This is a genomic window from Pseudomonas sp. 31 R 17, assembly GCF_900004915.1.
In the GTDB taxonomy this organism is placed as follows: Bacteria; Pseudomonadota; Gammaproteobacteria; order Pseudomonadales; family Pseudomonadaceae; genus Aquipseudomonas; species Aquipseudomonas orientalis_A.
Genome location: NZ_CVTN01000031.1, coordinates 98,548 through 122,572 on the forward strand (window position 1 = coordinate 98,548; position 24,025 = coordinate 122,572).

General features: G+C 61.9%; 19 protein-coding genes. 4 read left to right on the forward strand and 15 right to left on the reverse strand.

Annotation, left to right across the window (positions count from 1 at the left end):
* Nucleotides 1-178: 178 nt before the first annotated feature.
* The 12 genes from BFP89_RS01285 to BFP89_RS01340 all read right to left on the reverse strand — a co-directional run bounded on the left by BFP89_RS01285 (nt 179) and on the right by BFP89_RS01340 (nt 16,743).
* Nucleotides 179-2,950, reverse strand: a complete 2,772-nt coding sequence (locus tag BFP89_RS01285) for a hybrid sensor histidine kinase/response regulator (protein WP_065883443.1) — start codon at nt 2,948-2,950, stop codon at nt 179-181.
* A gap of 101 nt (nt 2,951-3,051) precedes the next feature.
* Entirely contained in the window at nt 3,052-4,344 is a 1,293-nt protein-coding gene (gene purD / locus BFP89_RS01290; RefSeq protein ID WP_065883445.1) for a phosphoribosylamine--glycine ligase, read from the reverse strand.
* A 137-nt stretch (nt 4,345-4,481) separates the two neighbouring features.
* Complete coding sequence (gene purH / locus BFP89_RS01295) at nt 4,482-6,089, reverse strand: bifunctional phosphoribosylaminoimidazolecarboxamide formyltransferase/IMP cyclohydrolase (RefSeq protein ID WP_065883446.1); 1,608 nt, start codon at nt 6,087-6,089, stop codon at nt 4,482-4,484.
* 81 nt (nt 6,090-6,170) lie between these two features.
* A complete protein-coding gene (fis, locus tag BFP89_RS01300) occupies nt 6,171-6,491 on the reverse strand; it encodes a DNA-binding transcriptional regulator Fis (protein WP_007250933.1) in 321 nt (106 codons plus the stop codon).
* On the reverse strand, nt 6,488-7,501 hold the full coding sequence (gene dusB, locus BFP89_RS01305) for a tRNA dihydrouridine synthase DusB (protein WP_065883448.1): 1,014 nt from the start codon (nt 7,499-7,501) through the stop codon (nt 6,488-6,490). Before dusB ends, fis begins: the two co-directional genes overlap by 4 nt.
* Before the next feature lie 184 nt (nt 7,502-7,685).
* Entirely contained in the window at nt 7,686-8,921 is a 1,236-nt protein-coding gene (locus BFP89_RS01310) for a DUF3426 domain-containing protein (RefSeq protein WP_065883450.1), read from the reverse strand.
* Nucleotides 8,922-8,951: 30 nt separating this feature from the next.
* Nucleotides 8,952-9,830, reverse strand: coding sequence for a 50S ribosomal protein L11 methyltransferase (gene prmA, locus BFP89_RS01315; RefSeq protein WP_065883451.1), 879 nt, complete (start codon nt 9,828-9,830; stop codon nt 8,952-8,954).
* A 267-nt stretch (nt 9,831-10,097) separates the two neighbouring features.
* Nucleotides 10,098-11,459, reverse strand: coding sequence for an acetyl-CoA carboxylase biotin carboxylase subunit (accC, locus tag BFP89_RS01320; protein WP_065883452.1), 1,362 nt, complete (start codon nt 11,457-11,459; stop codon nt 10,098-10,100).
* 17 nt (nt 11,460-11,476) lie between these two features.
* Complete coding sequence (accB, locus tag BFP89_RS01325; protein WP_065883456.1) at nt 11,477-11,938, reverse strand: acetyl-CoA carboxylase biotin carboxyl carrier protein; 462 nt, start codon at nt 11,936-11,938, stop codon at nt 11,477-11,479.
* A 24-nt stretch (nt 11,939-11,962) separates the two neighbouring features.
* Nucleotides 11,963-12,418 carry a type II 3-dehydroquinate dehydratase gene (aroQ, locus tag BFP89_RS01330; RefSeq protein ID WP_057724120.1) on the reverse strand — a complete coding sequence of 152 codons (456 nt, stop codon included), beginning with the start codon at nt 12,416-12,418 and terminating at the stop codon, nt 11,963-11,965.
* Between the two features lie 639 nt (nt 12,419-13,057).
* Nucleotides 13,058-15,019, reverse strand: coding sequence for a methyl-accepting chemotaxis protein (locus tag BFP89_RS01335; RefSeq protein WP_065883457.1), 1,962 nt, complete (start codon nt 15,017-15,019; stop codon nt 13,058-13,060).
* A 53-nt stretch (nt 15,020-15,072) separates the two neighbouring features.
* The gene (locus BFP89_RS01340; protein ID WP_065883458.1) at nt 15,073-16,743 is read right to left on the reverse strand and encodes a response regulator; all 1,671 of its coding nucleotides are present in this window, start codon (nt 16,741-16,743) and stop codon (nt 15,073-15,075) included.
* A gap of 298 nt (nt 16,744-17,041) precedes the next feature.
* Here BFP89_RS01340 and BFP89_RS01345 point away from each other — a divergent pair, with 298 nt between their 5' ends.
* From BFP89_RS01345 to speA, 4 genes are all read left to right on the forward strand, one after another.
* On the forward strand, nt 17,042-18,109 hold the full coding sequence (locus BFP89_RS01345) for a DUF2333 family protein (RefSeq protein WP_065883460.1): 1,068 nt from the start codon (nt 17,042-17,044) through the stop codon (nt 18,107-18,109).
* A gap of 2 nt (nt 18,110-18,111) precedes the next feature.
* Nucleotides 18,112-18,648 (forward strand): NUDIX hydrolase, encoded by a 537-nt coding sequence (locus tag BFP89_RS01350; protein ID WP_065883462.1) that lies wholly within the window; start codon nt 18,112-18,114, stop codon nt 18,646-18,648.
* 88 nt (nt 18,649-18,736) lie between these two features.
* Nucleotides 18,737-19,108, forward strand: a complete 372-nt coding sequence (locus BFP89_RS01355; RefSeq protein WP_065883464.1) for a translation initiation factor Sui1 — start codon at nt 18,737-18,739, stop codon at nt 19,106-19,108.
* Between the two features lie 142 nt (nt 19,109-19,250).
* A complete protein-coding gene (gene speA / locus BFP89_RS01360; RefSeq protein WP_065883466.1) occupies nt 19,251-21,164 on the forward strand; it encodes an arginine decarboxylase in 1,914 nt (637 codons plus the stop codon).
* Nucleotides 21,165-21,274: 110 nt separating this feature from the next.
* Here the strand turns inward: speA and BFP89_RS01365 are convergent, their stop codons facing one another.
* The 3 genes from BFP89_RS01365 to BFP89_RS29150 all read right to left on the reverse strand — a co-directional run bounded on the left by BFP89_RS01365 (nt 21,275) and on the right by BFP89_RS29150 (nt 23,960).
* Entirely contained in the window at nt 21,275-22,618 is a 1,344-nt protein-coding gene (locus tag BFP89_RS01365; RefSeq protein ID WP_065883470.1) for an MATE family efflux transporter, read from the reverse strand.
* A gap of 194 nt (nt 22,619-22,812) precedes the next feature.
* Nucleotides 22,813-23,655 carry an IS3 family transposase gene (locus tag BFP89_RS01370; RefSeq protein WP_065883306.1) on the reverse strand — a complete coding sequence of 281 codons (843 nt, stop codon included), beginning with the start codon at nt 23,653-23,655 and terminating at the stop codon, nt 22,813-22,815.
* Entirely contained in the window at nt 23,652-23,960 is a 309-nt protein-coding gene (locus BFP89_RS29150; protein ID WP_065883309.1) for a transposase, read from the reverse strand. The genes BFP89_RS01370 and BFP89_RS29150 overlap by 4 nt, the downstream gene beginning before the upstream one ends.
* Nucleotides 23,961-24,025 lie beyond the last annotated feature (65 nt).

The following is a 24,025-nucleotide window of genomic DNA, read 5'->3' on the forward strand; positions in this document are numbered from 1 at the left end:
GGGGGACTCGCGGGCGGTGGAAGTGTGGAGGAGTCTATCAGGCGCAAGAGATCAAATGTGGGAGGGGGCTTGCCCCCGATTGCAGTGTGACAGTCAGCTTATTTGTCACTGACCCACCGCTATCGGGGGCAAGCCCCCTCCCACATTTGATCACCCATACCACTTGATTGGATTTCAATCAGGACGGCGCGTGTTCCGGGCGTTGCTGGCGTTGCACAACCCAGTAATCCACCAGCTCGCGCAACTGTGACAATTCCACCGGCTTGGCCATATGCCCGTCCATTCCGGCCTGGCGCGCGCGTTCTTTATGTTCCGAGAGAATATGCGCCGTGAGCGCCACCACCGGCGTGCGCACACGTTGGTGGCTGACTTCCCACGCGCGCAACTGCTGGGTGGCGGAGAAACCATCGAGGATCGGCATTTCACAGTCCATCAGCACCAGGTCATAGCGCTGGGCTTTCATCGCCTCCAACGCTTCTTCGCCGTTGCTGGCGGTATCCGGGTTGAGGTTGAGCTTGCCGAGCATGCCGCGTATCACTTTGGTGGAGATACTGTTGTCCTCGGCCACCAGGATGCGGAAGTCGCTGGGCACGGTAATGGCTGCCGGCGCGGCGGGAGCGAGGCGAGGGTGGGGGGCGCCTTTGCTGCGCTGGGTCAGTTCGTCGGCCAGGGTGGTCTTGAGCGTATAACCGGCCACCGGCTTGGCGAGGATGCGCTTGATCCCGCAGTTGCGCGCGATGATCTTGCTCGGCGCGTTGCTGATACCGGTGAGCATGATCAGCAGGATATCGTGGTTCAGGCTCGGGTCTTCCTTGATCTTGGCTGCCAATTGCATGCCGGTCATGCCGGGCATGTTCTGGTCCAGCAACACCACATCGAAGTAATCGCGCAGGTGCGCCTTGGTGCGCAGCAGGGCCAGGGCTTCTTTGCCGGAAGCCACGGCGCTGACGTTCAGGCCCCAGGCCGAGCATTGCTGCAGCAGCACCTTGCGGCAGGTGTCGTTGTCGTCCACCACCAGTACCCGTGCGTCCTTGAGCGGACCGTCGAGATCGGAGGTCGGGTGCTCGAGGCGTTCGGGGTCCAACGGCAGGGTCAGCCACAGGGTGCTGCCCTGGTGACTGCCGCTCTTGACGCCGAATTCGCCGTTCATCAACAGGATCAACTGGCGCGCGATCACCAGGCCCAGGTGGCCGCTCAAGCGTGTGGCCGAGAGGAAGTTCTTGCTGTGCAGTTCGCTGTGCATCAGGGCGTCGCGTTCGGCGGCGTCCATGGGCACGCCGCTGTCTTGCACGGCAATGCGCAGGCGTGGCTGGGGGCTGCGCTCGTCGAGGGCAACGACGATCAGCACTTCGCCCTCGTCGGTTTTATGCAGGGCGTTTTCCAGCAGGCTCAACAGCGCCTGGCGCAGGCGTGTCGGGTCACCGCTGATCACGCGCGGCACCTGGGGCTGGATAAAGCTGATCAGCTCGACGTTCTGCTGCTCGGCCTTGGCGCGGAAGATGCTCAGGCAGTCGTCGATCAGCGCATTGAGGTCGAACTGCACATCATCGAGTTCGATCTGCCCCGATTCGAGCTTGGAGATGTCGAGGATTTCGTTGATCAGCGTGAGCAATTCGTTGCCGGCGCTGTGGATGGTCTGCACGTAGTCGCGTTGTTTGACCGACAACGGCGTGCCCAGCAGCAACTCGGTCATGCCCAGCACGCCGTTCATGGGGGTGCGGATTTCGTGGCTGATCTTCGCCAGGAACTCGGCCTTGGCCGCGATTTCGGCGTTGCTCGCGGCCAGGTCGCGGCTGAGGCTGAAGCGCGTTTCAACAATGGCGCGCTGGCGTTCACCGAGGGCCAGGCTCATCAGCAGGCCGCTGATGCAGATGAAACTCAGCAGGGTGATGATCAGGCCTTGCGGTGCCAACAACGTGAGGCCGAGCAGGGCGGGAAGAATGATCAGCGTGCCGATGTTGAACACCACCATCCCCGCCACGAACAGGCGCGCCGGACGATAGCCCCGTTGCCAGTGATAGGCCGAGACAAACAGCATGCTCAGGCCGGCCAGCGCCACCAGGGCATAGGTGATGATGTTCAGCGGCAGGGTGTTGACGAACAACAGCAGCAGGCCACACAGCACGATCACCAATATGTCGGCCATCAACAGTTTGTTCAGCGGGTGCGGGCCCAGCGGCATGAAGAAGCGATAGGCAAACATCAGCCCGCACGGCGCGGTCAGCAGCAGGGCGAGGTAGGCGCCGGGGGTCTGGATCGCGTGCCAGTTGGGCAACCACGGCCCCACCACGTTGAGCAACAGCGCCAGGCTGAGCATCAGCAGGAACTCACACGCGGCCAGCCACAGGCTGCTGCGCGAGCGGTGGTAGGCGAAGCGCGTGAGGTTATGCAGGATCAGCATGAGCAGGACGCCGAACAGCAAGCCGTAGACCAGCGTCTGGTTCTGGTTGGCGGCGGCGAGTACGGCAGGTTCCAGGGTGATATAGGGGCGCAGCTCGTGTTCCGACACCAGGCGCAGGTAAACCTCGAGCGGGCGCTGGCTCTGTGGCATCGGCAGCATGAAGTCACTGCTGGGCAGCGGTCGCTCGGCCTGGGGTTGGCGCGTGCCGGTGGTCTGCTGCTCCACCAGGCTGTTGCCGTCCAGCACATACAGGCTCAGGCTCGACAAGTCCGGGGCGAACACCCGCAGCACCTGTTCATGCTTGCCGGGTTGCAGCTTGAAGCGTACCCACAACGCACCGTCCGGCGGCGCGGCGGTAATCCGGTCCAGTTCGATGGGGCTGAATTGATTGGTGTAGCGCGAGGAACGGATGTCGCTCAGTTGCAGGTCGGCCTGATCATCGAGCAAGACTGCCCAACCACTGCCTTGCGCCGCGGCTTGAGCCGGGACCAGGCAGAGCAGGGTCAGCAGACTGACGGTAAAACCTAAGGCGATCCTGAGCCAGCGCACGGCGAAGTCCCTTCGTAGGTGAATGCACGGGTTAACTATGCGCGGGGCGGCATGAGTACGGCAAGGGCCAGAGGCCCTTACCTACCCGAACGGATAGCTACTCAGTGGTTCTCGCCGCGTTCACGGGCAATGGCGCGGTAACCGATATCGGTGCGGTAGAAGCAGCCTTTCCAGTCGATTTTTGCGGCCAACTTGTACGCTTGCTGCTGCGCGGCATCGACGCTGGCGCCCATCGCGGTGGCGCACAGCACGCGGCCACCGGCGGTGACGACCTTGCCGTCCTGCAGCGCAGTGCCGGCATGAAACACCTTGCCTTCCAGCGCAGCCGCGGCGTCCAGGCCTTCAATCACATCGCCCTTGGCGTAATCGGCAGGGTAACCGCCGGCCGCGAGCACGATGCCGACGCTCGGGCGTGGGTCCCACTGTGCTTCGACCTTGTCCAGGGCCTGGGCCAGCGCGGCTTCCACCAGCAGCACCAGGCTCGATTGCAGGCGCAGCATCACCGGCTGGGTTTCCGGGTCGCCGAAGCGGCAGTTGAACTCGATGACTTTCGGGTTGCCGGCTTTGTCGATCATCAGGCCGGCGTAGAGGAAACCGGTGTAGACGTTGCCTTCGTCGGCCATGCCGCGCACGGTCGGCCAGATCACCAGGTCCATGACGCGCTGGTGCACCTGGGCGGTGACCACCGGCGCCGGGGAATAAGCACCCATGCCGCCGGTGTTCGGGCCGCTGTCGCCGTTGCCGACGCGCTTGTGGTCCTGACTGGTGGCCATCGGCAAGACGTTCTTGCCGTCGACCATCACGATAAAGCTGGCTTCTTCGCCGTCGAGGAATTCCTCGATGACCACGCGCGAACCGGCATCACCAAAGGCGTTGCCGGCGAGCATGTCGCGTACGGCGTCCTCGGCTTCCTGCAGGGTCATGGCGACGATCACGCCTTTACCGGCGGCCAGGCCGTCGGCCTTGATCACGATCGGCGCACCTTTTTCACGCAGGTAAGCCAGGGCCGGCTCGATCTCGGTGAAGTTCTGGTAGTCGGCGGTCGGGATCTTGTGGCGCGCCAGGAAGTCCTTGGTGAAGGCTTTCGAGCCTTCCAGTTGAGCGGCGCCGGCGGTCGGGCCGAAGCAATCCAGGCCACGGCTGCGGAACAGGTCGACGACGCCGGCCACCAGCGGCACTTCCGGGCCGACGATGGTCAGGGAGACGTTCTTTTCGGCAAAGTCCGCCAGTTGCTCGAGCGCCAGCACGTCGATGGCGACGTTTTCGCACTTGGCTTCAATGGCGGTACCGGCGTTGCCGGGCGCAACGAAGACTTTCTGCACACGGGGGTCCTGGGCAACCTTCCAGGCCAGGGCGTGTTCACGGCCACCGCTGCCAATGATCAAAACATTCATTTCAAAAACCTCAAATTCTGTGGGCGTCGCAGGAACGCTTTATGTGGGAGGGGGCTTGCCCCCGATTGCGGTGTGTCAGATAAGGATCAGTTGCCTGACACACTGTCATCGGGGGCAAGCCCCCTCCCACATTTGGATCAGTGGCGGAAGTGGCGCATGCCGGTGAAGACCATCGCAATGCCGGCTTCATCAGCGGCGGCGATCACTTCAGCATCACGCATCGAGCCACCCGGTTGGATCACGGCGGTCACGCCGGCTTTCGCGGCATTGTCCAGGCCGTCACGGAACGGGAAGAACGCATCGGACGCCATCACCGAGCCCACCACCTGCAAGCCGGCGTGTTCAGCCTTGATCGCGGCGATACGCGCCGAGTTCACACGGCTCATCTGGCCGGCGCCGACACCGATGGTCTGGCGGTTCTTGGCGTAGACGATGGCGTTGGACTTGACGTACTTGGCCACTTTCCAGGCAAAGATCAGGTCGTTGATCTCTTGCTCGGTGGGCGCGCGTTTGGTCACCACTTTCAGGTCTTCGCTGCCGATCATGCCGATGTCGCGGCTCTGTACCAGCAGGCCGCCATTGATGCGCTTGTAATCCCAGGCAGCGGCGCGGTCAGCCGACCATTCACCGCAGGCCAGCAGGCGCACATTGGCTTTGGCCGCGACGATGGCGCGGGCCTCTTCGCTGACGCTTGGCGCGATGATCACTTCGACGAACTGGCGCTCGACGATCGCCTTGGCGGTCTCGGCGTCCAGTTCGCGGTTGAAGGCGATGATGCCGCCGAACGCTGACTCGGTGTCGGTGGCGTAGGCCAGTTCGTAGGCCTGGCGGATCCCGCCTTCAGCGTCCGGGCTCACGGCCACGCCGCACGGGTTGGCGTGCTTGACGATCACGCAGGCCGGTTTGACGAAGCTCTTCACGCATTCCAGCGCGGCGTCGGTGTCGGCCACGTTGTTGTAGGACAGCTCCTTGCCTTGCAGCTGGGTCGCAGTGGCAATGCCCACTTCGGCCGGGTTTGCCTCCACGTAGAACGCCGCGCTCTGGTGCGGGTTCTCGCCGTAGCGCATTTCCTGGGCCTTGATGAACTGGCTGTTGAAGGTGCGCGGGAACTGGCTGCGGCCTTCTGTGCTCAAGGTCTCGGCCGCCTGGTTCACGGTGCCCATGTAGTTGGCGATCATGCCGTCGTAGGCGGCGGTGTGTTCGAACGCCTTGAGCATCAGGTCGAAACGCTGGGCGTAGGTCAGACCGCCGGCCTTCAGGCTTTCCAGCACTTGGGCGTAGTCGCCGGTATTGACCACGATGGCCACGTCTTTGTGGTTCTTGGCCGCCGAGCGGACCATGGTCGGGCCGCCGATATCGATGTTTTCAATGGCGGTCGGCAGGTCGCAGCCTGGCTTGTTGATGGTGGCTTCGAAGGGGTAGAGGTTGACGGCGACCAGGTCGATCGGCTTGATGCCGTGCTCGGTCATGATGGCGTCGTCGATACCGCGACGACCGAGGATGCCGCCGTGAATTTTCGGGTGCAGGGTTTTGACCCGACCGTCCATCATTTCCGCGAAACCGGTGTAGTCCGCGACTTCTACTGCGGCCACGCCGTTGTCCTGCAGCAGTTTGAAGGTCCCGCCCGTGGAGAGGATTTCCACGCCCAGGGCTTCCAGCTCCCGGGCAAATTCGAGGATCCCGGTCTTGTCGGAAACACTGATCAAGGCGCGGCGGATCGGCAGGCGGGTAGTCTGGTCGGTCATTTCAATTTCCATCAAAAGCAAAGGAGTCAGCAAAAAAGGCGACCGTTTTTACGCGGGCGCCTTTCTGGTTTGATTGAATGCTTACAGCAAATCGTACTGCTTGAGCTTTTTGCGCAAGGTCCCACGATTGAGGCCCAGCAGCTCACTGGCTTTGGTCTGGTTGCCCTTGACGTAGTTCATCACGCTTTCGAGCAGGGGCGCCTCGACTTCGGAGAGCACCAGGTTGTACACGTCCGTGACGGAAGCACCCTCGAGGTGGGCGAAATAATTGTGCAGCGCCTTCTCGACACTCCCGCGAAGGGTCTGGCCTTCTTCGCTCGGCGTGTTGAGGTGCTGTTTCAAATTGACGTTGTCGCTCACGGGTGCTGTTCCACTCACTAAAGTCTCGGTCATCAAGGTCATGCGGCCACCCCTTCTCCATCCCCTGTTGCCAGGCTCTTGTCACGTTCGGCGAAGAATTCACGAACGATGGCGACCTGTGCCTGCGTTTCATCCAAACGATTGAACTGAGCGCGCAATTCCTTGGCGCCCGGCAAGGTGGCGAGGTACCAGCCGACATGCTTGCGAGCAATACGTACGCCCATCACGTCCCCATAGAAGGCGTGCAGGGCGGCCAGATGCTCCAGCAGAATACGTTCCACCTCGGTCAGTCCCGGTGCCGGCAACACGTCGCCGGTACGCAGGAAATGCTCGATTTCACGGAAAATCCATGGCCGCCCCTGGGCGGCCCGGCCGATCAACAAGCCGTCGGCACCGGTGGCGTGCAGCACGCGCCGGGCTTTTTCGGCTGAATCGATATCGCCATTGGCAAACACCGGCATCGACACGGCCTGCTTGATCGCGGCAACCGTGTCGTACTCGGCTTCCCCGGTATAAAGGTCGGCGCGGGTGCGGCCATGCACCGCCAGCGCTGCAATACCCGCCTGTTCGGCGATCTTCGCCACCGTCAGGCCATTCTTGTTGTCCCGGTCCCAGCCGGTACGAATCTTCAGGGTCACCGGCACATCGACTGCGGCGACAACGGCCTGCAGGATCTCGGCAACCAACTGCTCATCTTTCAACAGGGCGGAACCTGCGGCCTTGTTGCAGACCTTCTTGGCCGGGCAGCCCATGTTGATATCAATGATCTGCGCGCCCAGCTCCACATTGGCCCTGGCCGCATCCGCCAGCATCTGCGCATCTCCCCCGGCGATCTGCACCGAGCGCGGCTCGGGATCACCTTCGTGGATCATGCGCATCCGCGACTTGCGGGTGTTCCACAAACTCATGTCGCTGGTGACCATTTCAGAGACTACTAGACCCGCGCCCAAACGTTTGCAGAGCTGACGAAAGGGCTGGTCCGTGACGCCCGCCATCGGGGCGAGGATCAAGCCGTTGTGCAATGTATATGGGCCGATGCGTACCGCCGACATAGGACTTCCCTGTTGTGGGGCCGGATCATTAGAGTTCGAAAAAGGGTTGGCATGATACCCGCTCTCGATGACTGGATAAAGGCTGAATTGGATAAAATCTGAACAGTTATTTTTTTATCGCCATCGGTTTGGTTGACGCCGGTGCAGTCAATAATTCGTCGTCAAACCACGGTTGCGGCGTGCTTCATTCGGGCGAATGGAAGGTCAGGCTGTAATTCACGGCTTTGTTGCCGGGGTCGAGGATGTCCAGGGAGATGTGGATCGGCACCTGCGACGGCATTTCGCTGACCCCGGCCAGTTCGCCGCTCAGGTATTCGGCGGGCTTGAAGCGCCGACTGGCGATCAGGCCGCCGTTGAGGTCGGCAAAACGCAGTTCCAGCAGCGGGAAGGGCTGGGAGAAGGTTGCGCGGTTGTAGATGATCGCATCCACCACCAGGGCCCCGGCGAACTCCGGGTGGCTGCGCACCACCAGGTTGCTGCTCTTGATATGGGCGATGTCGACCCGCGATGGCACGGTGCAGCCCAAGGTTGGGCACAGTTGCTGGAACCACGGGCGGTAGGTGTCCTGGCGGGCCAGTTCGTCGAATTGGTAGGCGATGTACTGGCCTGCCAGGCCGGCGGCAGCGAGCAGCACCAGCACGATCCAGATCAGGCGGCGACCCCAGCCTGACGCGCGCTTGTGCGCATACAGGTGCAGCGGATCGTCTTCCAGGTCCTGGAACAGGTCGTCGTGGGCGCTGGAGTCGGCGCGCACTCGCTTGCGCCGCGATTGCGCACGCTCGTCGACTGCGTTCGCCGCCGGGGTCAGGGGCGTGAACGGTGGGTCCGGATCATCGTCGTCGTGCGGGGCCTCGCGCAGTGGCGGCTCGTCGTCGATATCGTCGGTGTGAAAGGACATGGACGGTTCGGTGCGGGCGCTCGGCGCAGGTTCCGCTTCGGCGGGCAGGTCGCGTTCCTGCGGCGGCTCGCTGAACAGACTGGCGGCCCATTTTTCTTCCTCGGCCTTGACCGTATGGCGGCTGGCGCTGAGGGCGTCGTCCTTGTGCCGACGGTCGGCCCCCGGCTGGCGCCGTTCGGTGCCGACGGGCTGGGCGTGCTGAATCTCGCGGCGCTCGAGTTTGGCCAGTTCTTCGTCCAGGTCCAGGCTGTCCAGGTCCAGTTCTTCGGCCGTCCACTGCTTCTGGCTGATGGCGCGTGGGGCTTCGGCGGCAGGCTCAAGCTCCGGGGCGTGGTCGGGAGCATGGTCAGGAGAGTGGCCAGGTTGCATGTGCGCCCGTTGCTCCAGCAACTGGCGAGCTGCATTGAACACTTGCAGGCACGAGCCGCAGCGCACCACGCCGCGGGCCACGTTCAACTGAGCGTGGCTGACGCGAAAGCGCGACTGGCAATGCGGGCACTGGGTGACGAAACTGTCGGTCATGCGGCCATCCGATTCAGGCAAGCGCTCATTCTAGCGCCGACGTCCACTGATGCGCACCCAACCGTCACGGTTGGCGATGGGGTCCAGCTCGAAATCCCGGGCGTAGGCGGCAGCGACCTCTTCGCCCTGCTCGGCGAGGATGCCCGACAGCGCCAGGCGCCCGCCCGGCTTGACCAGGCTCGACAACTGCGGCGCCAGTGAAACCAGCGGGCCGGCGAGAATATTGGCGACCAGCACGTCGGCCTGTACCTGGGGCAGGTCCTCAGGCAGATAGAGTGGGAATTTGCCTTCAGCAATGTGATTGCGCCCGGCGTTATCGCGGGAAGCTTCCAGCGCTTGCACGTCGATATCGGTGCCCACGGCTTCGTTGGCGCCCAACAGCAGGGCGGCGATCGCCAGGATCCCCGAGCCGCAGCCGAAGTCGAGCACGTTGCAGTCGGTCAGGTCCTGGCCGTCCAGCCATTCCAGGCAAAGCGCGGTGGTGGGGTGAGTGCCGGTGCCGAACGCCAGGCCCGGGTCCAGCAGCAGGTTGACGGCCTCCGGCTCGGGTGCGGCGTGCCAGCTCGGTACGATCCACAGGCGCTGGCCGAAGCGCATGGGCTGGAAGTTATCCATCCAGCTGCGTTCCCAGTCCTGGTCTTCGATCACTTCGCTGTGATGCTCGGGCAGCGGGCCGCCGGTGAGCAATTCCATATGCGCCAGCACGGCGGCGGCATCGGTGCCGTCTTCGAACAGGGCCAGCAGATGGGTGTGGGACCACAGCGGGGTGGTGTTGAGTTCCGGTTCGAAGATCGGCTGGTCTTCGGCATCCATGAAAGTCACCGATACGGCGCCGACTTCGAGGAAAGCGTCTTCGTAGGTTTCGGCTTGTTCCGGGCTGATGGCGAGACGAACTTGCAGCCAAGGCATGGCGGGCACCTTTGAAAAAAATGAGTGTGCAGCGCGTAGGCCGCGAAAGCGCGCAAGTTTACGCGAGCGAACGGCAGAAGACGACATTACTGAATGAATGCGGAGCAAATGTGGGAGGGGGCTTGCCCCCGATTGCAGTGTGTCAGTCTCAATATCTGTAACTGGTCCACCGCTATCGGGGGCAAGCCCCCTCCCACATTTGGACTGTGTTCATCCTGATGCACAAACAACAAAACCGCCCGAAGGCGGCTTTGTTGGGTGGAGCACTTACTGGTTGGCCAGCTTGTGTTCCAGGTAGTGAATGTTCACACCACCTTCGCAGAAGCCTTCATCACGAACCAGGTCCCGATGCAGCGGGATGTTGGTCTTGATGCCGTCGACCACGATTTCGTCCAGGGCGTTGCGCATGCGGGCCATGGCCTCGTCGCGGGTGGCGCCCCAGGTGATCAGCTTGCCGATCAGCGAGTCGTAGTTGGACGGAACCTTGTAGCCGCTGTACAGGTGCGAATCCACACGCACGCCGTTGCCGCCGGGCGCGTGGAAATGCTTGACCAGGCCAGGGCTCGGCATGAAGGTTTGCGGGTCTTCGGCGTTGATGCGGCACTCCAGGGAGTGGCCGTGGATCTTCACGTCGTCCTGGGTGAAGGACAGCACGTTGCCGGCGGCGATGCTGAGCATCTCCTTGACGATGTCGATACCGGTGACCATCTCCGACACCGGATGCTCTACCTGCACACGAGTGTTCATCTCGATGAAGTAGAAACGGCCGTTCTCGTAGAGGAACTCGAAGGTACCGGCGCCACGGTAGTTGATGTCGATGCACGCCTTGACGCAGCGCGCCAGGACTTCTTCGCGAGCTTTTTCGTCCAGACCCGGTGCCGGGGCTTCTTCCAGGACCTTCTGGTGACGACGTTGCAGCGAGCAATCGCGGTCACCCAGGTGGATCGCGTGGCCCTGGCCGTCGGACAGTACCTGCACTTCCACGTGACGTGGGTTGGTCAGGTACTTCTCCAGGTAGACCATCGGGTTGCCGAACCAGGCGCCCGCTTCGGAGCGGGTCTGCTTGGCGGCTTCGATCAGGTCTTCTTCCTTGTGCACCACGCGCATGCCGCGACCACCACCACCACCGGCGGCCTTGATGATCACCGGGTAACCGACTTCGCGACCAATGCGCAGCGCGGTTTCCTCGTCTTCCGGCAACGGGCCGTCGGAACCTGGAACGGTGGGCACGCCGGCTGCGATCATGGCGTCCTTGGCCGAAACCTTGTCGCCCATCAGGCGGATGGTTTCGGCTTTAGGGCCGATGAAGGCGAAGCCGGATTTTTCCACCTGTTCGGCGAAATCGGCGTTTTCCGCGAGGAAGCCGTAGCCCGGGTGGATGCCATCAGCGCCGGTCACTTCAGCGGCCGCGATGATGTTCGAGACTTTCAGGTACGAGTTCGTGGCCAGTGGCGGGCCGATGCAGATGCTTTCGTCCGCCAGTTTCACGTGCATCAATTCGGTATCGGCCGTCGAGTAAACAGCGACGGTCTTGATGCCCTCTTCCTTACAGGCGCGCAGGATACGCAGCGCGATCTCGCCGCGGTTGGCGATCAGGACTTTTTGCAGTTTCTTCGCAGGTTTCAACATCGAAGGTGCTCCGCGGTTCAAACGATGGTGAACAGCGGCTGGTCGTACTCAACCGGCTGACCGTTTTCTACCAGGATGGATTCAATGACGCCGGCTTTTTCCGCAGCGATGTGGTTCATCATCTTCATCGCTTCAACGATGCAGATGGTGTCGCCCACTTTCACGGTCTTGCCCACTTCAACGAAGGCCGGCGAGGTCGGTGCCGGGGTGCGGTAGAAGGTACCGACCATTGGCGACTTGACCACGAAACCGTTCAGCTCAGGGGCTGCCGGGGCCGCAGGTGCTGCGGCTGGAGCGGCGGCGGCAGGTGCGGCAGCGGCTGGCGCCGGTGCTTGCATCTGGGGTGCGTAGAACTGTTGGGCCGGGGTCTTGCTGTGACGGCTGATCCGTACGGACTCTTCGCCTTCCTTGATTTCCAGCTCGTCGATACCGGATTCTTCCAGCAGTTCGATCAGTTTCTTAACTTTACGGATATCCATGAATCATCAACTCCCAAGGGTCGGTCAGGGGCGTTTAGCCTGTTCTTCAACGTGTTCCAGGGCGGCCTCCAGGGCCAGTCGGTAACCGCTGGCGCCAAGGCCGCAGATCACTCCTACCGCTACATCGGAGAAGTAAGAGTGATGGCGGAAAGCTTCGCGTTTGTGCACGTTCGATAAATGCACTTCGATGAATGGGATGCTCACCGCCAGCAGCGCGTCACGTAATGCAACGCTTGTATGCGTGAAAGCGGCGGGATTGATCAGAATAAAGTCCACGCCTTCGCCGCGCGCGGCGTGGATGCGATCAATCAATTCATACTCGGCATTGCTTTGCAGGTAGAGCAAATGGTGGCCGGCAACACGGGCCCGCTGTTCCAGATCGAGGTTGATCTGCTCCAGCGTCACTGCCCCGTAGACGCCCGGTTCACGGGTGCCGAGCAGGTTCAGGTTGGGTCCGTGAAGAACCAGTAAGGTCGCCATCGGCTGTTCCTTGTTATTGGTTGGGGTAGCGCAGAACCCGGCGACTATGCCGCAAAGCCTTTGTGACTGTCCAGTTCTATGCAGTAGCCAGCACGATTAGCGAGGATAGCGAAAAATTTGTGACTGTGATTTGGGATCCGGTCATTGGTAATACAGTCGTGAAATCGCGGGAGATCCCATGTGGGAGGGGGCTTGCCCCCGATGACGGCCTCTGGGCCGACCAGGATGCTGGATCAGACCGAGTACATATCCGTTTCTTCGATCACGGCTGCTAATGGTTCCGCTTTTACAGCGGCTCACTTTTGAAAAGCGCAAAAGTAAGCAAAACGCTCTTGCCCCACCACTCGGCACCTCGCCTGGGCTCGGTGTACCCTCACTCCGGCTTGAATCCGTGGGCCGCCGCAATGGGCCATCCATGGCCCAGTGCGGCTAACCCGGCGTCCTGCCGGGTTGCCCACGGATTCAAGCCTGCGTTCGGCCAGCGTGGTTTAACGGGGCGCCTGAGATCAAAAGCAGATCAAGATCAAGAGCGACTCGCTTCGCATCGTGGTTACGGTTGGGCGCTACAGAGTTGTGTAGATACTTGTGGCTATCGGGGGCAAGCCCCCTCTCACATTTTGATCTCCACTGGAGGGGAGATCAGACGCGGAAAGCCTGCACCGCCGTGTTGAGCTGCCCGCCCAGCACCAGCAGGTGTTCGCCCTGGCTGCGCCCCTGGCCGATACGCAGCAGGTTGTCCTCGCCCAGTTGGTGAATGCGTTCGCTGTTATCGCGAATCTCGCTCACGGCCCCGCTTTGCTGCGCAGTGACGTCAGCGATGCGTACCGCCGTCTCGGAAATGGTCTGGATCGCCCCGACGATTTCGTCCAGCGCGCCATCGGCGGCCTGGGCTTGCTCGGCGGTGGCTTCGGCGTGTTCGACCTGCGCACGCATGCCTTGCACCGATTGGTGGGCGGCGCTTTGCAGGCTGCTGATCAAGCCCTGGATTTCGGCGGTGGCGCCGGCTGTGCGCTGGGCCAGGGTGCGCACTTCATCGGCGACTACGGCAAAACCCCGGCCGGCCTCACCGGCGCGGGCGGCTTCGATAGCGGCATTGAGCGCCAGCAGGTTGGTCTGGTCGGCGATCGAGCGGATCACCGTGAGCACGCCGCCGATGGTGGCGGATTCTTCGGCCAGTTTCTCGATCATCTGCGCGTTTTGCTGCACTTCTCCCACCAGGGCGTGCAACCCGGTCAGGCTCAGGCCGATGACGCGCTGGCCTTGTTCCACGGCGATGCCGGCACTGCGACTGGCGCCAGCGGCCTGGCTGGCATCGCCCGCTACTTGCTGGATGGTCGCTTCCAGTTCGCCCAGGGAGTCACGGATCTGCGCGGTATCCCCGGCCTGGCGTTCGGCGCCGTCGTGCAGGCCGCTGCTCAGTTCGGCAAGGGCGCGGCTGCTGCCGGCAACTTCTTCGGCGTTGCCGCGAATCGTCCCGACCAGGTCCACCAGATAAGCGCGCAGGCGGTTGAGCGAGGCTTGGATATCGTGCAGTTCGCGGTTGGTCCTGCCCAGGTCGATCGGCTGGCTGAAGTTGCCTTCGGCCCAGGTGGACAGCGCCGGGGCGAGGGCGGTCAGCACCCGCGCCAGGCGACGCTGCAAGGTGTCGATCAACAGGGCAATCAGCAGGATCAGGCCAATCATCAGCCCTTGTATCAGGCGCACTTCGCCCTGGATGCTGGCGTGTTGCGCGCGCACCACCGGCTCCAGGCCGGCGATGGCTTGGCGCACACCGGTGATCTTGGTGCGGGCGGCGGCGGCGAGGTCGGCGCGTTGCTGGATCTGTTCGCGGGTGCGCTTGAGTTCGGCGGGGTAGCGGGTCAACAGGCCGTTGAGTTCACGCTTGAGGTCAACGCCGGTGTCCAGCGCTTCGGTTTTTTCAGTGTTTTCCAGACCCATCAAGGCGGAAAAATCGTCGGTGCTGGATTCGGCGCTGGCCTTCACGCCCAGTAACGGCAGTTGTGCCAGCAGGTCGGCCTGGCTACGGATGTTGGCGATTTCACGCTCGACGTCATCGGCCAGCTCGGCGCGCCCGCTGCTGACCAGTTTTTCGCGCGCCAGGGACAACTTGCCCAGGTGTTGCGAGGCCGCCAGCAGCGGCGGCAGGTAGCGCGCGGCGTCCGCAGAATTGGCCGCGCCGGCGTACTGGCTCAGTTGCTCCAGGTTCGCCCCCAGTTCGCGTTCGGCTTGCAGCAGCAGCGCTTGCGGGTCGCCGGCCAGTTTACCGGCGGCGAGCAGGTCGGTTTTGCTGAAGGCATCCAGGTCCGCAAGGCTGGGGCGCAGGCTTTGCGCCAACTCGGGCGGCAGTGAGTCGAGCTGCTGCAACAGGCTTTCCAGGCTCTGGCCGGCGCTGCTCAACCGCAGGGCATCGCCGCTGGCCAGGTAGTCGTCGATATTGCGTGCGGTCTGGTTCTCAAAGGCCTGGGACAGCCCCAGATAGCGCTCCATCAACAGGTACGGGCGCTCCAGTGCTCGTTGCGACCACCACAGCGTCGCGCCAAGTGCCAGGCACACGGCAACCAGAAGAAGGGTATTGAGATTGGTCAGCAGCTTCAGGCGCATGCGTGGTTTCAACCGACAGCAAAAGATAAGTGCCTGAAGTTATTGCGTTTCCATTACAACCTTATGACCGATTCGGTGAATTCCGGTGAAAAGATGGCACTTTGCTTTGATGGACGAGCCGCCTGCACGCGGTTGCGTCCGGCATGCTTGGCACGGTACAGCGCCTCGTCGGCCTGGGCGGCCATCATCAGGCCGTCGGAGCCGTCGCACAGTTCCACCAACCCGGCACTGAAGGTGCACCATAAGTCCTGTGGCTGGGCCGGGTAGTGGATTTCGGCAAAGCGCCCACGGATGTCGTCCAGCACCCTGCAGGCCGATTCGAGGTCGGTGTCGGGCATCACGATGGCAAATTCCTCACCGCCATAGCGGCCGATGTAATCGGTCTTGCGCAGGCGCTGCTTGAGGAACAGGGCCAGGCTCTTGATGACGCGATCGCCCATGGGGTGACCGTGGCTGTCATTGACCCGCTTGAAGTGGTCGATATCCAGCATGGCGAAGCTCAGCGGCTTGTTTTCGCGACGGGCGCGGAAGCTGCAGTCTTCGAGCAATTGCAGGATATGCGTGTGGTTGTACAGCCCGGTCAGGCTGTCGCGCACCATCCGCGCCTTCAAGTTGCGCGCGCGCGCCGCGCGGTTGCGCACGGTGGTGATCAGATGGCGCGGCTTGATCGGCTTGGTCAGGAAATCGTCACCGCCTTCGCTCATTGCATCGAGCTGTTTGTCCAGATCGTCTTCGGCCGACAGGTAGATGATCGGCACGCTGACATAGCGGTCGTTGTGGCGAATCACCTTGGCCAGCTCGGTGCCGGTGCAGGCGGGCATGTACATGTCGAGGATGATCAGGTCGGGCTGGAAGTCCGCCAGCTCGGCCATGGCCTGGATCGGCTCGATCAAGGTGCGGGTGACGATGCCGGCGCTGTTGAGCAGGCGCTCGGTATGCAAGGCCTGGGCACGGGAGTCGTCAATGATCAGCACTTTATACGGCTCGTATTGAGCGACGCAGGTCAGCACTTCGATCTTTTCCAGCAGGCTTGAGGCTTCCAGCGTGCCGGTGAGGAATTCTTCGCCGCCGGCGCGCACGGCGGCCAGGCGCGTCGGCGTGTCGGTTTCATGCAGGCTGAAAAACAGCAGCGGCAGCTTTTGCTCCAGGCCCTGCTGGGCTTCGGCGGCCAGTTTGAGCCCCAGTCCGGGGCTGCAGAAGTCCACGTCCATCACGATGGCCGACGGCAGGCGCTCGGCCATGGAGGCGCGAAACGCTGCGACGCTGTCCAGGGACTGCGCGCTCATGCCGAAGAATTCCAACTGCTTGGCCAGGCGCTCGGCGCGGTCATGGTCGGCCAGCATGACGTAGATCGGTTTGCGCATCGGCGGCAGCAGGGTTTGCTCGAGTTGATCGCCCTGGCGCAGCCCGGTGCGCGACAGGCGCTGCATCAAGCGGTTGAGTTCGGTGATCAGGTGGCTGCTCAGGCGGCCACGGTTTTCGTCCACGGCCTTGAGGGACTCGCCAATGTGCTGGGCCAGTTGGCGGTGCTCGGGCTGTTCAAAACGCTCGGCAAAGCGCAGCAGGCGCAGATTGGCTTCGCTGAGCTCGGAGAAGTCGGCGTTCGACCATTCGCTGCGTTGCAGGCGCTGCCAGATCTCAAGAATTTGACGTGCCTGATGAATTACCCGCTGGGCAAAATGCTGCTTGAGACGCTCGCGGCTGGGGTCTTCTGACTCGGTCATATCCTGACTACTGTGAGGGTGCATGCTGAGGTCAACTAGTGGCCCTATGCTAGCACCTCTTTTCTATTGTATGAGTGTCATACGTCAATTAAGTACGCGTCGGCGGTATTCATTTTTTGACCTCGTGGTCGCGCTGTGTAAAAAGCGTGCATCCTTTATAGTTCACCCTCGGGTATGCGCCAGTCTGCTTTAAAAGCGCCGCACCGATGGGCACGATGGGGTAGGGTTGTGGTCGGAGTGTTTGACCGCACCCGGACAATTGATGTGCATGAACTCAAGTGATTGAAAGGATATCGCCATGCTGGACTGGAAAAACCGTGAAGGCAGTGCCAAAGGCCCCGCCCCTGAGCCCAAGTCGGCCAACCGCAGCTACGTTCGCAACCTGCTCATGAGCCGCGCCTTGCTCAGCGTGATTTGCTTGTACCTGCTGGTCACTGGTGGCCTGGGTTGGTATTGGAGTCAGGAGCCGGCGTTGTTTCCGGTCCAGCAAAACGCCCAGCTTGCCGCCGAGAAGGAAGGCAAGCAGATGGTGATCGGCTACACCACCGTCGAAACCCTGAAAAACGTGGTCGGCACCTTGCTGAACAAGCCCGGCGGCTATATTTCCAATGACCGTTTTCCGCCAGGCCTGTGGATGGACAACATGCCGAGCTGGGAGTACGGCGTGCTGGTGCAGGTACGCGACCTGACCCGCGCCCTGCGCAAGGATTTCGCCCGTTCCCAGTCGCAGTCGGCTGAAGACGCTGACCTGGCCAAGGCCGAGCCGCGTTTCAACTTTGACAACAAGAGCTGGGTGCTGCCGTCCAGCGAGTCGGAATACCAGGAAGGCATCAACTCCCTGAGCCGCTACGAAGCACGCCTGTCCGACCCTAACCAGAAGGGCGCGCTGTTCTATGCCCGCGCCGACAACCTGAACAACTGGCTGGGCGACGTTGCTACCCGTCTGGGTTCGCTGTCGCAGCGCCTTTCGGCCAGTGTGGGCCGCGTGAAGCTGAACACCGCACTGAAAACCGAAGCGCTGGCGCCGGGTGAAGTGCCGCAGGTCGATGAAGAAGTGGTGGAAACCCCCTGGATGCAGATCGACAACGTGTTCTACGAGGCCCGTGGCCAGGCGTGGGCGCTGTCCCATCTGCTGCGCGCCATCGAAGTCGATTTTGCCGACGTGCTGGCCAAGAAGAACGCCACGGTCAGCGTGCGCCAGATCATTCGTGAGCTGGAGGCGTCGCAGGAACCGGTGTGGAGCCCCATGATTCTCAACGGCAGCGGCTTCGGGGTACTGGCGAACCATTCGCTGGTGATGGCCAACTACATTTCCCGGGCCAACGCTGCAGTGATCGATTTGCGTCAGCTCCTCAATCAGGGTTGATGATGGACGCGACTCAAAAGGAGGCCGCCCACCGGGTAGCCTCCGATGCTGAACTGATCCAGTGGGTTGACGAGAACGACAACCCGCTCGGCAACCTCGTCAGGTCCGACCTGCGCAACCGCGGGCTGATTGGCCGCTGCACCTTTATCTTTCTGTTCAACTCCAGGGGCGAGCTGTGTGTGCATCGGCGCACCCTGAGCAAAGCGCTGTACCCCGGGTTCTGGGACACGGCAGCGGGCGGGATGGTTGCGGCAGGGGAAACCTATGCCGATTCGGCGGCCCGTGAGCTTGCCGAAGAACTGGGCGTCAGCGGCGTGGAATTGATCGAACATGACCATTTCTATTTCGAAGACGGCGACAGCAGGCTTTGGTGCACCTCCTACTCGGCGGTATGGGACGGGCCACTGTGCCTGCAGCCCGAAGAGGTCATGGAAGCGCGCTTCCTGCCGATTGAAACGGTGTTGAGCGAGGCCAGACACAAGCCTTACTGCCCGGACGCGCAAGAAGGCCTGCGGCGCTATCTGGCGTTGCGTCGCTAAAGTTGCATGAAATGGCGCCATTTGGCCCTTAGCAACTTGGCTTTTTGCCGTTACACTGCGCCACTTTTAATCCCCTAGAGGATTGCCGGTGGCCAAGAAAGCCGCATCCTTCGCCGCCCTGGGTGGCCTGGTATTTTCCACCGATGCAGGTCGACACTGCCCGGACTGCCGTCAGCCCGTGGATTCGTGCACCTGCAAACAAACCCTGATTCCCGAAGGCGACGGCATTGCCCGCGTACGCCGCGAGAGCAAAGGCCGTGGCGGCAAGACGGTGACCACCATCACCGGCGTGCCCCTGGCCGAAGAGGCGCTCAAGGAACTGGCCACCACGCTGAAAAAGCGCTGCGGCACCGGTGGCGCGTTGAAAGACGGGGTCATCGAGATCCAGGGCGAGCATGTCGAACTGCTGTTGGCCGAGCTGATCAAGCTCGGTTACGAGGCCAAGAAGTCCGGCGGCTGAAAGCCTCTTCCCGGCCTGTGTCTAAACTCTGCCCAGCGAGCGAGGTCTACCTCCCTTACAGGCAAATCGTCATTTTCATTCTTTAGACTGCGCCAGCCTCCGCTTGAGGTGGCGCCTTCGCCTTCATTTATAGGGGACTTCGATGTCCGTACGACGCACACGCAAAGACGATGGCAGCCAATGGACAGTTGCGGACAGCCGCAGTGTTTACGGGATTCGCCATTGGGGGGCCGGTTATTTCGCGATCAATGAAGCCGGTCGCGTAGAAGTCCGTCCGAACGGTCCGAACAGCACGCCTGTCGATCTGTACGAGCAAGTCGACGAGCTGCGCAAAAGCGGCCTGTCGTTGCCGCTGCTGGTGCGCTTCCCCGATATCCTGCAAGACCGTGTACGCCAGCTCACAGGTGCTTTCGATTCGAACATCGAACGCCTGGAATACCAGAGCCAGTACACCGCGCTGTACCCGATCAAGGTGAACCAGCAGGAAGCGGTGATCGAGAACATCATCGCCACCCAGAACGTCTCCATCGGCCTGGAAGCCGGCTCCAAGCCGGAGCTGCTGGCCGTGCTGGCCCTGGCGCCGAAGGGCGGCACCATTGTCTGCAACGGTTACAAGGACCGTGAATTCATCCGCCTGGCGCTGATGGGCCAGAAGCTCGGCCACAATGTGTTTATCGTGATCGAGAAAGAATCCGAAGTTGAATTGGTGATCGAAGAGGCCGCCAGCCTCAAGGTCAAGCCGCAGGTAGGCTTGCGTGTGCGCCTGTCGTCCCTGGCCTCGAGCAAGTGGGCGGACACCGGTGGCGAGAAGTCCAAGTTCGGTCTGTCGGCGGCGCAGCTGCTGTCGGTGGTCGAGCGTTTCCGCGCGGCCGGCCTGGACCAGGGCATCCGCCTGCTGCACTTTCACATGGGTTCGCAGATCGCCAACCTGGCCGACTACCAGCACGGGTTCAAGGAAGCCATTCGTTACTACGGCGAACTGCGCAACCTTGGCCTGCCGGTGGACCACATCGACGTGGGCGGCGGCCTGGGGGTGGACTACGACGGTACCCACTCGCGCAACGCCAGCTCGATCAACTACGACATGGACGACTACGCCGGTGTGGTGGTGGGCATGCTCAAGGAGTTCTGCGACGCGCAGAGCCTGCCGCATCCGCACATCTTCTCCGAGAGTGGCCGTTCGCTGACCGCCCACCACGCCATGCTGGTGGTGCAGGTGACCGACGTCGAGAAGCACAACGACGAAATCCCGACCATCGAAAACAAGGAGAGCCTGCCGGAAACTGTGCAATGGCTGGTGGACCTGCTGGGCCCGACCGATATCGAGATGGTCACCGAAACCTACTGGCGCGCCACTCACTACATGAGCGACGTGGCCACCCAGTACGCCGACGGCAAGCTGACCCTGGCCGAGAAAGCCCTGGCCGAACAGTGCTACTTCGCGGTGTGCCGTCGCCTGCACAACTCGCTCAAGGCTCGCCAGCGCTCGCACCGCCAGGTGCTGGACGAGCTCAACGACAAACTGGCCGACAAGTACATCTGCAACTTCTCGGTGTTCCAGAGCCTGCCGGACACCTGGGCCATCGGCCAGGTACTGCCGATCCTGCCGCTGCATCGCCTCGACGAAGAGCCGCTGCGCCGCGCCGTGCTGCAAGACCTGACCTGCGACTCCGACGGCAAGATCAAGCAGTACGTCGACGAACAGAGCATCGAGACCAGCCTGCCGGTCCATGCCTTGAACGAGGGCGAAGACTACCTGCTGGGCATCTTCCTGGTCGGCGCGTATCAGGAAATCCTCGGCGATATGCACAACCTGTTCGGTGACACCGACTCGGTGAACATCTACCAGCGTGAAGACGGTTCGGTGTACAGCGCCGGTATCGAGACTCACGACACCATCGAAGACATGCTGCGCTATGTGCACTTGTCGCCGGAGGAATTGATGACCCATTACCGTGACAAGTGTGCGAGTGCGAAGATCAGTGCGTCGGAACGTACCCAGTTCCTGGACGCCTTGCGCCTGGGCCTGACCCGTTCTTCCTACCTGTCCTCGTAAAAAAATGTGGGAGGGGGCTTGCCCCCGATAGCGGAGTGTCAGGCAACTGATTTGTTGCTGATGTACTGCTATCGGGGGCAAGCCCCCTCCCACATTTGGATTGCGTTTTTTCAGTTGGCTCCGAGCCACAGCCCTTGCCGATTCAGGCGCCAGGCAATTGCCCACAGGGTCAAACTGCGCACCGCCATGAACAGCAGGAAGGTGATCCATAACCCGTGGTTGCCCAGCCCCTGCAATGCCCAGGCAAGCGGCAGCACCAGCAGCACCGTCAGCAACATCCCATTGCGCATTTCCCGCGCCCGCGTGGCGCCGATAAACAATCCATCGAGCACATAACTCCACACCGCAATTAACGGCAATACCGCAAGGTAGGGCAGGTAGCGGTCGGCGGTTTCGCGCACGCTGGGAATGTCTGTTTGCATGGCGATAAACAGGTGGCCGCCGAAGGTGAACAGCAGGGCGAAACCGACGCTGGCGATCAGCGACCAACCACAGGCAACCACCAATGATCGCCTTAACGCCTGGCGGTCACGTGCGCCGATGGCGTGGCCGCACAGGGCCTCGACAGCGTGAGCGAGGCCGTCCAGGGCGTGTGCCGTCAGCAGCAGGCCGTTGAGCAACAGCGCATTGGCCGCCACGGTCGCATCCCCCAGCCGCGCGCCCTGTACGGTGATCATGAAAAACACCGACTGCAACGCCAGGCTGCGGATAAAGATGTCGCGGTTTACCGCCAGCAATGGGCGCCAGCTTTGCCACAGCTTGAGCGCGGTCCAGGCGATATGCCCAGGGTAGGCGCGCAGGGCTTTCTGGGTGAGGGCCAGGCCGAGCAGGGCACCGGTCCACTCGGCAATCACCGAGGCGCGGGCGGAGCCGACCACGCCCCAATCCAGGCCCAGAACGAACCACAGGTTCAGCGCGATATTGACCAGGTTGGTGGTCAGCAGGATCGCCAACGGCGCACGGGCGTTCTGGGTGCCGAGGAACCAGCCGACCAGTGCATAGCTGGCAAGGGCGGCGGGCAGGCCGAACAGGCGCGTATGGAAGAATTCCCGGGTCAGTTGGTTCAGTTCGGCCGAGGGTTGCATCCACTCGAGCGCCAGGTGGCTGAGCGGAATGCCCACGCTGCCCAGCAACATGGCCAGTCCCAGCGCGAGCAGCAGGCCTTGCAACAGCACCTGGCGCAATGCCGCGCCGTCATTGCGCCCAGCGGCCTGGGCGGCAAAGCCGGTGGAGCCCATGCGCAAGAAGCCCATGGCCCAGGCGAGGAAGGTATACAGGCTGGCGCCGACGGCCACGGCGCCCAGTTGGTGGGCGTGGGGCAGATGGCCGATGACTATGCTGTCGACCAGGGCCACCAGCGGCACGGAGATATTCGACAGGATCATCGGCGCGGCCAGGGCCCAGACACGGCGATGGGTGGGGCGGTGGCGCCAGTCGGCGAGCAGGGCGGTCATGAAGGCTCCTAGGTGGAGCGCCATTGTAACCGGCCATTAACCCCACCGCAGATCCAATGTGGGAGGGGCGGTGCGACGATTCGACTTGCCCCCAATGGCGGCCTCTGGGCCGACCAGGATGTCGTGTCGATCCCGATCCAAATGTGGGAGGGGGCTTGAACTGGTCAAGTAATCCCGGACACCGATTACGGTGTTTATGCCGCTTTTTGCTCCATGGCTATTGGCGACAGGTAGTTGTTGTAGCTGTGGAGCCTGATTCGGTTGTATCGCATGAAGAAGCTGGTCATATCCCGCCTGGCTTCTTCAACTGTCGTGTAGCCCTTATTGGGCACCCACTCTGATTTAAGCGTCCCAAAGAAACGCTCTGTTGGCGCGTTGTCCCAGCACTGCCCCCTGCGGCTCATGCTTTGCGTTATCCCATGCTCCAGCAGCTCGGACTGAAAGAGCTGGCTGGTGTATTGGCTGCCTTGATCCGAATGAAACATCAAGCCTGCATGTTTGCCTCGAACCTCCACCGCCATTCTCAGCGCCTTGCTAACCAGGTTGGCGTCGTTGATCAGGGAAAACGCCCAGCCAACGATTCGGCGGGCGAACAGATCAATGACCGCTGCCAAGTGATACCAACGTTTACCAACCATCAGGCTGGTAACGTCGCCGCACCAGGCCTGATTGATTGCGGTTGGCTCGAAGTTACGCTCGAGCAGATTCTTGGCCACAAATGCTTCGACGCCTCTAGAGCGATACTGATGGCGGCGGCGCTGTCTGCTGGCCAGATTTGCCTCCGCCATGAGTTTTCCGGCCAGATGCCGTCCCACCTTGATCTGCTGGGCTTTCAAGTGCTGAGAGATCATCCGCGCGCCTGCACTTCCCCGGCTTTGGTCATGCAATTGCACGACTTTTGCTCTGAGCGCGTCACGCTTGGTATTCGGCACTGAGCGACGCTTAAGCCAGTCATAAAACGCGCTGCGGGAAACGCCCAGCGCACTGCAAAGCAGGCAGGTCGGATACGAACTCGACTCTCTCAGCTCCTCGATCAGGAAAAACGATCGGGATCCGACATCAAGAGAGCCGTAGCCTTTTTTAAGATTTCAGCCTCGGTCTCCAGGCGCTTGACCTTGGCTCGCAGCTGTTGAAGCTCTCGCTGTTCATCGCTGATTGCCTTAGTACCTGCCACTGGCTGCCCTTTCTGACGCTCTTTGCGAACCTGCTCAATCCAACGGCGCAGAGCCGTGGGGCCAACCTCCATCGACGCACAGACGTCAGGAACTGAGCAGTTATCATCAAGAACCATGCTTACAGCACGTTGCTTGAACTCGCGGGTGTAGGTCTTTCGCTCTTGCATGAAACCTCCTGATTGGGCGAATCATATCGCCCTTAAGAGGTGTCCGGGAGCATTAGGCCAGTTCA